The organism is Cupriavidus sp. (assembly GCF_057315035.1).
In genome coordinates, this window is record NZ_DBHKYV010000002.1 from 621,828 (window position 1) to 634,846 (window position 13,019).

Below are 13,019 nucleotides of genomic sequence, written 5' to 3' on the forward strand. Positions count from 1 at the left end.
TCCTGGCACGGACGCGGCGGAGATAAGAAGAACTGATGCACGGACGGGGCTCATGGACCGGGAAGATAAAGTCCTGAAATTCTGCTTCATAACGACTACTTTGTCATCATGACGAACATTATTTTACAACGGTAGCGGGCCCGCATCGTGCCCGGCTCGCGCTGTGCCATAATCGCCCGTCACAAAAGATTCTCTTACCGAAGATGTCCGCCGACCTCAAATTCCAAGACCATCGCCCGCGCGTTGCCGCTGAACGGCGTGCGCGGATGCGCAGGCGTCTCATCGAAAGCGCGATGATCGTCTTCGCGCAGCGGGGCATCGGCTCCAGCGTGATCCCGGAAGTCATCGCGGCCGCCGGTGTCTCGCAGGGTTCCTTCTATAAACACTTTCGCACCAACGATGATTTGCTGGAGGCCGTCAGCGAAGCGCTCAGTCACGATATGGTAGAAATGATTGAGGGCGTGATGGGCGAGGTCGATGATCCGGCGCTGCGTGTCGCCACTGCTGGTCGGCTGTATCTGCACCTGGTGCGTGCCTATCCGGTGGTGGCGCGGTTTCTTTCCGGTGCGGGTTTCAGTCTCGTCGGCAGGAAGAGCGCGATATATGAACACCTGCCAACGGATATCAAGGAAGGCGTGAAGCGTGGCACATTCGACGAGGACGCCGCGAACGTAGGGCTGGACATGGCGACGGGTGCGGCGCTCATCGCCGTCCAGCGAATTGCTAAAGGCAAAACGCCCAAGGATTATCCCGAGCGCATCGTCCGCACGGTCTTGAAAGCGCTCGGCGTACCGGCAGCGAGCGCTGCAAAAATGATAGCGGCGCCCCTGCCGAAGCTGGTCGCGCCACCGGAATCCCTCCTCAGGACGGCGCAGCAGAAGCTCGCCGCCCTCGCCGAAGCCGACAGCTAGCGATCGCGCACCGCGCCTACGGTGCGGCGTTGAGCGTTTGGCCAAGCATATCCTCGAACAGTATGATGTCCGCGTTCAGCGGTGAGGTGGATATGGCGTTGGCCGTCGCGCTTTCGACGCCCAGGGCGCGCAATGCGACGGCTGCGGCGAGTTCCGAAAAATCATCGCGGCACTCGGTCTCCAGTATGCAGTGCATCGCGCTCATTGCGGCGCCCGTAACGATATTGAACGCCAGCGTGATGGGCATGCGCGTGAAACGATTGCGGCGCACCCCATCCTCGATGTCCCGGCGCACGAATTCCAGCATACTCGGCGCCGGGTAACCCGACCATCCGAAGCGTCCCAAGATGCCCGCCACACCCGGCTGGTGTACCGCCAGCATCGAGGCCAAGCGTATGCCCCGGGAGATGTGTTCGGCTGGATCATCGTGGCTGCGCACGATGGGGTCGGCCACTTTTACCCACTGCTCGGCCACCCTCCCTATTAGCTCGCGCATGATCGCATCGGACGACGGAAAGTACTTGTAAAACGTTCCGCGCGATACCTGCGCCGCGCGGATGATGTCGTCGATCGAAGGCAAGGTGGCGCGATTCTCCATCAACAACCGCAACCCACAGGTCAGCAAAAGCGAGCGCATGCGCTGCCGCCGCGTGGCTGCAACGCGATGGCGGTGATCAGTCGCCCTTGTCAGCGCTGTTCTAGCGGCTAACTCGTTTTCTATAGCGTTCATTGATCCGTCTCTCCTCAGTTCTCCCGAGGTTGGCATAGCTGCGCGCTCTTCTCGCCGCATGTGCCTAACCCGTTGATGTCGTCTCAATCACAAATACAAAATATACGAAACGTCATCATGACATATAACTCACTATGATGTATATTCCGGGCTTCGGAGAAGGGCGCATGCCCGAGAAGGCCTGCTGTCACTGACGCCCGGAACGAGTCCGTTGCATTGGCACGGCAGCGCGAACCGCTGATGACTCGCAGGCGAGTGACGGACCTACTGGAGCGTAGAAATTGAACAGGAATCATCGAGCGGCAGTGCTCACCATCATCGCGGCGGCGAGCCTGCTGGCGGCGTGTACAGACAAACCTGCGTCCGAACAGTCGGACGCGAGGCCGGTGCGGACCGTGGTCGTGGGGCGTAGCAACGGCACAATCGGCGCAAACTATTCGGGGGAAATCCGCGCGCGTTACGAAAGCCAGCTGGGCTTCCGGACGGCGGGTAAGATCGTTGCCCGGATGGTGGAAGTGGGCAGTCATGTCAAGCGCGGACAGCCGTTGCTGCAGCTCGATCCCACGCAGGAAGCGTTGCAGGTGGCGGCCGCCGGAGCGGATGCGGACGCTGCGAGAAGCCGGGTAGCCCAGGCCCGGGTCGATGTGAAACGAACCGAACAACTGCTGGCTCAGAACTTTGCCTCGCAGGCCGAACTGGACCAGCAGCGCCTGGCGTTGAGCCAGGCCGAAGCCCAGCTTCGCTCGGCGCAGGCGCGCCAGCAACTGAACGCCAACATGCGCGGATTCACGACGCTCGTGGCCGACCGCGATGGCGTGGTCAGCGCCATCAACGCGGAAGCCGGTCAGGTCGTGACGGCCGGCCAGTCGATTGTCACCGTTGCGGCCGACGGCGAGCGCGAGGTGTCGATCAGCATTCCCGAGTCGCGCGTGGACGAATTGCGCAAGGCCCAGAAACTCGCGATCACGGTGTGGGCACATCCGGAAAAGTCCTGGAACGGCAAGCTGCGCGAGCTTGCGCCGGATGCTGACAGTGTCACGCGCACGTACTCCGCGCGTATCTCGATCCTGGAAGCAGACGCCGATCCCAGCCTTCTGCGTCTGGGTATGACCGCGTCGGTCATGGTTCCCGACGTGGACGGCAGTGGCGCGGTTCGCGTGCCGCTGACGGCCGTCGTCGACCACGAGCGTAGCCGGCAGGTGTGGGTCGTGGACCCCAAGACATCACGGGTGATTTCGCGTGAAGTGAAGCTTGGCGCTGCACAGAACGACAGCGTCATTGTGGTGGCAGGCCTGGCGGGCGGCGAGGCGGTGGTGACCGCCGGCGTGCACATGCTGCAGCCCGGCCAGCAGGTGAAGGTGGCGGAGGCGGTGGCCGTCGCCCTGGCGGGAGGTTCGAAGTGAAAGGCGTCAATCTGTCCGAATGGGCGCTCAAACACCCGCAGATGATCGCGTTCCTTTTGTTGCTGCTGTCCGTGGCCGGCGTTTTGGCCTATGGCAGCCTGGGGCAAAAGGAAGACCCCGAGTTCACGATCAAGACCATGGTGGTGCAGGCCTACTGGCCGGGAAGCTCCGCGCAGCAGATGGCCGACCAGGTTGCCGACAAGCTCGAGCGCAAGTTGCAGGAGGTGGCAGAGATCGACTATACGTCGACCTACGTGAGGCCGGGGGAGACGCAGATCAAGGTCAACCTGCGTGAGGAAGTACCGCGATCGGCCGTGCCGGATGTGTGGTATCAGGTCCGCAAGAAGATGGGCGACATCCGCCATACGCTGCCACAGGGCACGCAGGGGCCCTTCTTCAATGACGAGTTCGGGGACACGTTCGGCAATCTATATGCCATCACCGGCGACGGATTCAACTATGACGACCTGAGACGGATTGCCGATGCCGCGCGTAACGAGTTCCTTCGTGTCGACGACGTCAATAAGGTCGATCTCGTGGGCAAGCAGGAGCAGAAGATCTATGTGGAAGTGTCCACCGCCAAGCTTGCCTCTCTCGGGATCGATCCGGCCCTGATTGCTCAGACCCTCGCGCAGACTAACGTGGTCTCGTCGGGCGGTACGGTGCAAACCAGCGCCGAACGGGTGCGGCTGGACGTGAGTGGCGAGTTCGACTCCGTAGACGGCATTCGCGCCATCGGCATCCGTGCCGGCCAGCGTACCTTCCGGCTGGGCGATATCGCCGATGTCCGTCGCGGCTTTGTGGAGCCGGCCACCTCTCGGATGCGGTTCAATGGCAACGAGGCCATCGGCCTTGCGGTGAGCATGCGCAAGGGCGGCGACGTAATCCGGCTTGGCACGAAGCTTGATGAAACGGTTAAGCGCATCGAGGCCACCCTGCCGGTTGGGGTGCAGATTCATGCCGTCAGCGACCAGCCACGCATCGTCGAGCATTCCGTTTTTGAGTTCAAGAAGAGCCTCGCCGAGGCGGTGGTCATCGTGCTCGTGGTGAGTTTCCTGTCGCTGGGCCTGCGGACCGGACTGGTCGTTGCACTGAGCATCCCGCTCGTGCTGGCCATGACGTTCCTGGCAATGTACGTGATGGGGATCGACCTGCAACGCATCTCGCTCGGTGCGCTAATTATCGCGCTCGGGCTGCTGGTGGACGACGCCATCATCGCCGTCGAAATGATGGCGCTGAAGCTTGAGCAGGGCTGGGACAAGTTCCGCGCCGCCACCCACGCCTATACGGCCACTGCGTTCCCGATGCTCACCGGCACGCTGATCACAGCGGCGGGCTTTCTTCCGGTCGGCTTTGCCAAGTCCGGCACCGGCGAGTATGTGTACTCGCTGTTTCAGGTGGTGGGAATCTCGCTGCTGCTGTCGTGGATCGTGGCCGTGCTGTTCACGCCGTACATCGGTTTCAAGCTGTTGAAGGAGCATGCGCACGCCTCGCATGACGAGGATGCGGTCTACCAGCGCGGCTTCTATGTCACGTTCCGCCGCTTCATCGATTTTTGCTTGCGGCAACGCATATGGGTGCTCGGCATCACGCTCGCCGCGTTCGTGGGCGCGCTGGTGCTGTTCAAGGCGGTGCCCCAGCAGTTCTTTCCGGCGTCGGACCGTGCCGAGCTGATCGTGGACATGTGGATGCCGGAGGCCTCGACGTTCGAGGCGAGCCAGAGCGAGGTACTGAAGCTCGAGGCGATGATCAAGGGGGATCCGGACATCGCCGCGGTGACCAGCTTCGTGGGCAATGGCGCGCCGCGCTTCTACCTGCCGCTCGATGCACAGACCCCGAACCTGAACCTTGGCGAAATGCTGGTGATGACCAAGGGCGGCGAGGCACGTGAGCGCGTGAAGGAAAAGCTCGAGAAGCTGTTCGCAGAGAAGTTCCCCAACGTACGTGGCCGCGTCAATCGCCTGGAGAACGGTCCGCCCGTTGGTTATCCGGTGCAGTTCCGGGTGTATGGACAGGACAACGACAAGGTCCGCGCTATCGGCGACAAGGTGGCAGCCATCATGCGCGAGGAGCAGCATGTGCGCCAGGTGAACCAAGACTGGAGTGAGCGCGTCAAGCGCGTTCAAGTCGATGTCGATCAAGACAAGGCGCGTGCACTTGGCATTAGCTCAGGCCAGATCAAGCAGGCGCTCGAGGCGTCGATCTCTGGTACGCCGATCACACAGTTTCGGGAAGAAGACCAGGACATCGACATCGTGTCTCGCCTCGTCGCGGCCGAGCGCGCGGACCTGAACAACCTAAAGGACGCCAAGATCTATGTGCGCGACGGAAAGTTCGTGCAGGTTTCGCAGGTGGCCCGTCTCACCCTTGCTAGTGAGGATGGAGAGTTGTGGCGGCGCAATCGCGTGCCGACGATGACGGTCCGTGCTGACATCGCGGGGGCGCAGGCACCCGACGTCACCCGTGCATTGCTGCCTCGGATCGAGGCCCTTGAGAAGGACCTGCCGCTCGGTTATGGCATCGAGATCGGCGGTGCGTCGGAATCGAGCGCGAAGGCCCAACGCTCAGTGTTCGCGGTGATGCCGTGGACCATTATCGCAGTGCTCGTGCTGCTGATGATCCAACTGCAGGACATGAAGAAGATGGCGATTGTCCTGATGACCGCGCCGCTCGGCCTGATTGGTGTGAGCGTGGTTCTCGCCGCCTTCCGCATTCCGTTCGGTTTCGTTGCGATGCTGGGTGTCATCGCGCTGGCCGGCATGATCATCCGCAACTCGGTGATCCTGGTCGTGCAGATCGACGAGGACGTGCGCGCCGGCGTTCCGTTGTGGACGGCCATTGTCGAGGCGGCGGTGCGGCGGTTGCGTCCGATCGTGCTGACGGCACTGGCGGCCATCCTGGCGATGGTGCCGCTCACCCATTCGGTGTTCTGGGGCCCCATGGCGTGGGCAATCATGGGCGGCCTCGCCGTGGCCACGGTGCTGACGCTCGTGTTCCTGCCTGCCCTGTATGCGACGTGGTACCGGGCCAAGCGCCCCGCGACCGTCTGATCGCGAATCTGACGTTAAGAGTAATTGTGATGAAGAGATTAAAGATGGCCCTGCGGGCTGGGCAAGTGGCCCTGGGCTGCATGCTTTTCCTGAGCGCCGGGGAGTCGGGCGCAATCGACCTCGTGGGCGCCTACGAGCAGGCATTGGCGCATGATCCGACGACCCTTGCTGCGAACGATGCGCTTACGGCGGGGCAGGAGAAGGCCGTGCAGGGCAGGGCCCTACTGCTTCCTAACCTCAGGCTGCAAGGAGGCGTGGGCCGTACCGTCGTCCATTCTTCGGCCACTGACGATGGCGCCTCGCTGATCCCGCCCAATACTTCAGGAACCGTGCGCCAGGCGGGCGTCGTGCTGGTGCAGCCGATCTACGACCGCGGCGCGGTGGCGACGAAGAAGCAGTTGCGCGAACAGACGAACCTGGCGCAAACACAGTTCGGCCAGTCGCGCCAGGATCTCGCCCTGCGGGTAGCAGAAGCGTACTTCGGAGTCGTACTGGGCGAGGAGACGCTGCGCGTGGTACAGGCCGAGAAGGCGGCCTTGCGGCAGCAGCGCGACCGCGCCAAGGCGCGCTTCGACATCGGGCAAGGCAAGATTACCGATCTACATGAAGCCCAGGCGCGTCTGGACGGTGTGGAGAGCCGCGAAGTGACGGCGCAATCCGCACTGGAGCAGCGTCGCACGCGCTTCCAGGAGATCGTTGGCACGTCGCCCGATCAACTGAGCGGGCTCGCTGCCCGGTTCTCGCCCCGGCCGCCGGAGCCGGACAATCTTGCGGCGTGGCAGGCCAAGGGGGAAGAACAGAGCTTCCTCGTCAAGACCCGGCAGTCGGAACTCGACATTGCCGGCGTGGAGATCGACAAGTACCGGCTCGCGAGTCGCCCGACCGTCTCGCTCGTGGCGGGTTATAACACACAAGGGCAGACCGGTAATCTGGCGCCCTGGGTGGCAGCCAATACGCGCTCTGCGACCGTGGGATTGCAGGTCAACATTCCGCTGTACGCGGGCGGAAGCCTGGACTCGCGCGAGCGGGAGTCCGTTGCAAAGAAAAGCCAGGCCGAACAGGAGCTTGCTGCCGCCCGGCGTGATGTGCGCCTGAACGTGCAGGACGGGTTCCTGTCGGTGAAGACCGGCGTGTCGCGTATCGCCGCACTCGAGCAGTCGTTGACGTCGGCGCGTAGCGCGCTGGCGGCGACGACGCTTGGCCGGGACGTTGGCACCCGCACCGAGCCCGATGTGCTCGACGCGCAGCAGCGCGTGTTCGCCGCGGAACTGGACGTGGTTCAGGCTAGGCTGGACTACCTGCTGGGCCGCCTGCGGCTTGCCGCCGCGACGGGCGACTTGAACGAGGACACCTTTCGGTCGCTCAACGACTGGCTCGCCTCCTGACCGCGTCCTCCAATGCTGGGCGAACTACAACACTATTGGAGCGGCGGCTTCCTGGCCGCCAACGCATTCATCGGGTTGAACCTGGTGGGCGCGTTGCTGCTCGGCATGCTGGTCGGCTACGAGCGGTCTTACAACGGCCGTGCCGCCGGCATGCGCACCTACGGACTCGTCTGCATGGCATCCACGGCACTGACGGTATTCGTCGGGCAAGCGTCGCTCTGGTACGGCGGCGCCGCGCCGCACATTCAGGCGGACCCGACGCGGGTCGTCCAGGGCGTGGTCACCGGCATCGGCTTCCTCTGTGCGGGCGTCATTATGAAGGACGGCATGAGCATCCGCGGCCTCACCACCGCCGCCTCCATCTGGGCCGCGGCGGCCATCGGCGTGTTGCTCGGCGTGGGCTTCTATGCGGCGGCATTGCTGCTGGCGCTACTGTGCGTCGCATCGATGTCCTTGTTGCATAGGCTGGAGTCGCGGCTGCCGGGACGCATGACGCTTGATCTGTCGCTGACATTCCAGCCAGGGGAAGCGCCTGACTTCGATCTGCTGATCGAGCGGGCAAGGTCACGCGGCTACCGTGTGCTGAACGACACGCTCACTATCACCTATGCCGACCAACAAGCGCTGTGGCGCGTCAGCCTCGTCGCTCCGGACAAGGCACGCGCGCTGTCGCCGGCTGCACTGGCGGCGGAGATGGCGGCAACCGAGGGCGTATCGCGCTTCAGCATCGTGCCGGTGCGCAGTTGATTCCGTGACAAAAACGAACATGCTTTGGCGCGATTCGCCGGGGCTCGGCAGGAAACCGATATGTCTACAGAAGTGCGACTTCCCACGCCATTGCGCCGTCAGGCCCTGTTATGGGGCGCCGTCGCACTGGGTTTCGGCATTCTGCTTTGGTGCTTGCGACCCGTTCTCACGCCCTTCCTGCTGGGTGCGCTCATCGCATACATGTTGCAGCCGGGCGTCGAGTGGCTGGTGCGCCATCGCACACCGCGCTGGTTCGCGGCGCTCTTGATGATCCTTCTCTTTGCGACGTTGGCCGCGCTACTGGTGTTGTTGGTGGTTGCGGTGGCGCAAGCGGAAGGGCCGCACCTTACCGACCGGGTTCCCATCTTGCTCACGAGGCTGGACGCGTGGCTACAACCTAAGCTGGCACTGCTCGGTCTCGGTCAATCGTTCCACTTCGGCAATATGCGCGACGTACTGGCGAACGTCGAAGGCAGCGAAAAGACGCTGGTCCTCACTGTATGGCAGTACGTGCGCACCAGCGGCGGCATGATGACCACCTTGATCGGCAACGTCGTTCTGGTGCCGCTGGTGCTCTTCTATCTCCTCTATGACCGGCACCAAATGTTCCGCCGCATGGAGAGCCTGGTGCCCCGACGCTGGCTTGGCAAGACGCGCGAGTTCGTTATCGAGATGGACCGCATGCTGTCGCAATACCTGCGCGGCCAGTTGCTCGTGATGGGGGTGCTGGCCGCGTTCTATCCCATTGCGCTGTCGATCGCCGGCTTCCAGATTGCGCTGCCGCTCGGCATCCTGACCGGCTTGGCGGTGTTGATTCCCTACATTGGCTTCGCAACCGGTCTGGTCTTTGCGCTGCTTGCCGCGCTACTGCAATTCGACAACTCGTATGGATTCGCGGCGGTAGCCATCATCTATGGAAGCGGTCAGATCCTCGAGAGCCTCTTCCTTACGCCGCGTTTCGTCGGCGAACGCATCGGCCTGCATCCGCTCGCGGTAATTTTTGCTTTGCTTGCATTCGGCGAGCTGTTCGGTTTTTTCGGCGTGCTGCTTGCGTTGCCAGTCAGCGCGATCCTGGCGACGGCGCTGCGCGAATTGCGCCACCGCTATCTGGCGAGTGCGATCTATGAAAGTTGACCTTGTCCGAAGCTTCCGCAATTGAAGTAACCGTTCTTGCGACGGTGCGCTCAGCTTAGAAGCAACCGTGAATATCGTTCAGAGTTAAGTGCTCGCCCAGCCCATTTCCCGCGATCCGATGCGGGCTGGCTGGTCTTTCAGATATAGGGGGATGTTATGTGTTTGAAGGGGTTTACTGCCATTGTGGGGAAGCTGCATATTCATGCGATGCGTTCAGTCGCTTCTCGCGAAATGCTTGCTTCGCAGTCCGATGCGCAATGGTTCCACGTCTACCGTCGGACCTCGGCAGGTCTGGAACTAGAGCAAAGAGAGAAGGACTTCGACTCAGCTCTGTACTACTACTTGCGTTCCGCGGTACTCCATTGACCTAGCGCGCATGGCTTAGGCGGATGGTGGCTGGATACGCTGCGTCCCACGCAGTAGCCAGGCGCCCGACGTCACCAGTGCGTGCTGCCTCAAATTGAGGCCCTCTGGCTTTAAGGCCGCTCTGCGAAGCGGGAGGCGACCGAAGCGGGTTCAGACAAGCACCACGTTTTGAGCACACAAGGATCTCGTGCATTTAGTCAGAGACGATGTCAAAGTGCTGACCATGATTCCAATCCTTCAGCGCCATCGCGGCGTCCGCACTTCGGAATGTTTGCGACTTCATTGTCATGGGTGCGAGCCCATGGTCGCAGGTCAAGGCGGCCGTAGGCGGCGGTTTGCCCGCGAAGGTCATGCACGGGGCCTCGATGCCGGTCCCTGAGGAGACGCTTTTACGCTACCCCGGGGCGCTGCCGACTGCTGTAGGACAACACCGCGTCGCATGGGGAAAAGGGGCGCGCAATGGGGCGACACGAGGTCAGTCCCACATCCGCCGGTCCGATTCTTGCTGCTCTTGCGTGCGACTTTTCGCAGCAACTGTGAGAGAGATCATGGGCGCTATTTCCAGACGGCTTGCGACACCTTTCCTGTCGCTGTTGATCGGCGTTGCCGCATTTCTTTCAGGGATGGCCGTGGCGGCACTGCAGTCGCGCCTGCGACGAAATGATGCGGCGACCGCCGCGGCCGTCGCGCGATCGCCCGACAGGCCGGATGGACAGTGCATAGGTTGAGGGGGCAACGAGGCCTACGGCGCGGGGGAAGGCCGGTTCGTCAGAAATTCGGCCGCCTCGTCCAAGGCCTCCTGGGCGATCCTGCGCGCGTCGTCCGTGGCGCCCGCGCTGTGCAACAAGGCGAGCGCGGCATAGAGGGCGTGGACGTGCTCCATCGCTTCTTCCAACTCTCGCGCTTCTGTCATAAGGTGATTGATTTCACGTAGGCGGGGAAGATCAATGTTACATCGCAGGGCCCGCCTCCTGTGGCTTGGGCCACGGTCCTATGTTCGTCAGGCCACGATCCATTGCCAAATGCCAAGGCGCTTCCCCTGACGGATGCGGTTACAAGTTTCCAGACGACGACCGATAGCGCGCGTTTCGCGAGGCACCTATGTTCCAACTGGAAGGGCTCTGGAGCGAAGGATGACACAGAATTTGCTACGCGAGAGTGTACCGCCCGATCGTCGCCTAAAGGAACTTAGGGGACACTCTACGAGGCAGCAAGCTGCGGTCGCGGCGTGCGAACCGGCGTTTACTGCGAAAAGTCGCCAAGACGAGAACAGATGGCACCATGAAACTTGTGTTGGAGGCGGCGTCACGCGAGGTGATGGAGCTGAGGCTCACTTTGGTCAGCCTGAAACGGCTTGGGCTTTTGCGGTCATGTCGGCAGTTGGCCGATGGCTCGTACCTCGTCGACGTCGACGACGAGGTGGTACGCGAGTTTTTTGAGGTGGATGTCTTGCTCGATAAGGTAAAAATCAGCACCTTGCAGTAGTGCGGCGTGCAGCAGCATCTCCTTATACCGATCTAGCGGAAAACGCAGCGTGCCCCGGAGGTTGATATGTCCGAAATGCGTGGGCCCCATTCTCCGTAGCCAGTCATCATCAATCTTCTGCCCCTTCTGGCACCAGGCATCCACCGTCACTTGCATGCGCTGCGTGTTCCATGCAATCACGAGATTGGTAAGCAAGGTCAGCGAGCCCGAGATCGCGATCATTTCGTCACGCCGACGGCCCCGTTCCGGCGCAACCTTGCCGGTGTAGACCGCACGCTGGAGTTGATGGACTGACTCTCCGCGATTGAGCAGCGTATGCAACTCCCGCCGGAATTCTGGATTGCCAAAATAGTCGCATAGGAACAGCGTCCGCAGCAGCTTGCCGAGCTGATCAGCGGCACGATAGACGGCATCGCCTTGGGCCGCGCTGCCGAAGCGCTGGAGGGCGACCACAGCGCTGACGCGTCCGGACTTGATAGATGCCACTAGCCGCAGCAGGCCATCCCAGCCATCACGAATAGCCTTGAGAGAGATTTCATTTGCGACGACCGGATTGAGCTTGTCAGGGGCGACCAATCGCCGCGGCAAGTAGAGCTTGCGCTCGGCCAGATTGCGCAGACGCGGGCACAGATCGAATCCAAGCAGTTTCGCAACCGCCATGCCGACGCTCGTATATCCATGCGTGTCGACGGAAAGTCGAAGCAAGCCACCGTCGTCGCGCGTGTCATTGTGGCGCACGACGCCTTCGATCGCGACGCCAGCTTGCCGCTCGTTGAGCACGATCGGCTGGTTGTACACGATTCCGTGCTGGTCCAGCACATGCGTATAGATCCCGACCGCGTGGGTGCGCCGCCGAGGATCGGCGCGGGCATAGAACAGATGGGGTGTTGTCGAGGCTCATGGAGTCGCTCGAGGCTCGTTGGCCGTCTCCCCATAGTTCGGTGATCGTGTGAGTCCGCTGGAACTCAATTACCCGATCATTGGCACGTGCCAGTCGGCCTGGCATCTCCAACGCGCGCATCTGTGTCGAAATGTGCGCCGCGTCCAGCTGGGGAATCATCGCTGCGACGGCCTTGGCATCGATCTCGGTGCCGTGCGCGATCAGCGCGCCGTACAACGCCACGAGTTCGTTCGCGTCACGCGCTCTTCGGGCCAGGAGGACTGCGCTGAACCCGGTGCGGGCGTCCATCTCCATGATCAGATCCGCGAACTGGGCTGTACCGATGGCCTTGAAGAGCATGTCGCGTGTCTTGCGAGGCAGCCCATCCGTGGGCAGTGCCTCCAATGCCGACAGGTGCAGCGTACCGTCTGAGCCGATCGTGACCCGGCCGGCCTCGCGTGCCTCATCCAAGGCCGCAAGATTCACCTTGAGGCGCTCCGTCAGGCGGTTGATAAGCGCATCTGTCGTCGATGGCAAGGCCAGCGACGACAGATGCCGGTCGCGTTCGTTTTTCCATTGCGTCGATGGAATCAGCAGTTGATCCCGTTCCCGGAAAGATAGACTGTGATGAATCCACACGGAGCCACGTCGCAGGCCTTTGCGCAGGCCGGTGATTGCCGAGGCTTCCAACGCATGCAGTGCACGTTTGCGATCGTCATTCTCGATAAGGTCATGCCAACTGCCGCTGGCTGGCACCTCACTGCCGCGGGGTAGCTCACTCGCACCGCTATCGTGCAATTTGCCAATGAGCGCCAATCGGCGCAGGCTGGGTTCCGCTTCCCGGCCGGCAAAATCCAGTTCCCGCAGCGATGTGAGTAGCGCCCGGATCCGCTGATTGTCCTCAGTCAGTGTCTCGCGCACACTGGCC

Annotated in this window: 9 protein-coding genes and 1 pseudogene; 7 read left to right on the forward strand and 3 right to left on the reverse strand. The window is 62.2% G+C overall.

Annotation, left to right across the window (positions count from 1 at the left end; all coding sequences use genetic code 11):
* Positions 1-203 precede the first annotated feature (203 nt).
* Positions 204-911 (forward strand): TetR family transcriptional regulator, encoded by a 708-nt coding sequence (locus ACO550_RS06450; protein ID WP_315595013.1) that lies wholly within the window; start codon positions 204-206, stop codon positions 909-911.
* 16 nt (positions 912-927) lie between these two features.
* Here ACO550_RS06450 and ACO550_RS06455 read toward each other — a convergent pair whose 3' ends face one another.
* Entirely contained in the window at positions 928-1,641 is a 714-nt protein-coding gene (locus ACO550_RS06455; protein WP_315595014.1) for a helix-turn-helix domain-containing protein, read from the reverse strand.
* A gap of 305 nt (positions 1,642-1,946) precedes the next feature.
* On the opposite strand from ACO550_RS06455, the gene ACO550_RS06460 reads away from it, so the two are divergent.
* The 6 genes from ACO550_RS06460 to ACO550_RS06485 all read left to right on the forward strand — a co-directional run bounded on the left by ACO550_RS06460 (position 1,947) and on the right by ACO550_RS06485 (position 10,454).
* On the forward strand, positions 1,947-3,044 hold the full coding sequence (locus tag ACO550_RS06460) for an efflux RND transporter periplasmic adaptor subunit (RefSeq protein ID WP_315595015.1): 1,098 nt from the start codon (positions 1,947-1,949) through the stop codon (positions 3,042-3,044).
* Positions 3,041-6,094: an efflux RND transporter permease subunit gene (locus ACO550_RS06465; RefSeq protein ID WP_315595016.1), complete on the forward strand. Its 3,054-nt coding sequence runs from the start codon at positions 3,041-3,043 to the stop codon at positions 6,092-6,094. Before ACO550_RS06460 ends, ACO550_RS06465 begins: the two co-directional genes overlap by 4 nt.
* A 44-nt stretch (positions 6,095-6,138) precedes the next feature.
* Positions 6,139-7,479 carry a TolC family outer membrane protein gene (locus ACO550_RS06470; RefSeq protein WP_315595017.1) on the forward strand — a complete coding sequence of 447 codons (1,341 nt, stop codon included), beginning with the start codon at positions 6,139-6,141 and terminating at the stop codon, positions 7,477-7,479.
* A gap of 12 nt (positions 7,480-7,491) precedes the next feature.
* Positions 7,492-8,226, forward strand: a complete 735-nt coding sequence (locus ACO550_RS06475; RefSeq protein WP_315595018.1) for an MgtC/SapB family protein — start codon at positions 7,492-7,494, stop codon at positions 8,224-8,226.
* A 60-nt stretch (positions 8,227-8,286) separates the two neighbouring features.
* Positions 8,287-9,360 (forward strand): AI-2E family transporter, encoded by a 1,074-nt coding sequence (locus tag ACO550_RS06480; RefSeq protein ID WP_315595054.1) that lies wholly within the window; start codon positions 8,287-8,289, stop codon positions 9,358-9,360.
* 914 nt (positions 9,361-10,274) lie between these two features.
* Positions 10,275-10,454, forward strand: coding sequence for a hypothetical protein (locus tag ACO550_RS06485; RefSeq protein WP_315595019.1), 180 nt, complete (start codon positions 10,275-10,277; stop codon positions 10,452-10,454).
* 14 nt (positions 10,455-10,468) lie between these two features.
* Here the strand turns inward: ACO550_RS06485 and ACO550_RS06490 are convergent, their stop codons facing one another.
* Together ACO550_RS06490 and ACO550_RS06495 are read right to left on the reverse strand one after the other, a co-directional pair.
* On the reverse strand, positions 10,469-10,609 hold the full coding sequence (locus ACO550_RS06490; RefSeq protein WP_485994413.1) for a hypothetical protein: 141 nt from the start codon (positions 10,607-10,609) through the stop codon (positions 10,469-10,471).
* Positions 10,610-11,211: 602 nt separating this feature from the next.
* Positions 11,212-13,019: pseudogene (locus ACO550_RS06495) on the reverse strand (Tn3 family transposase); the annotation flags it as partial.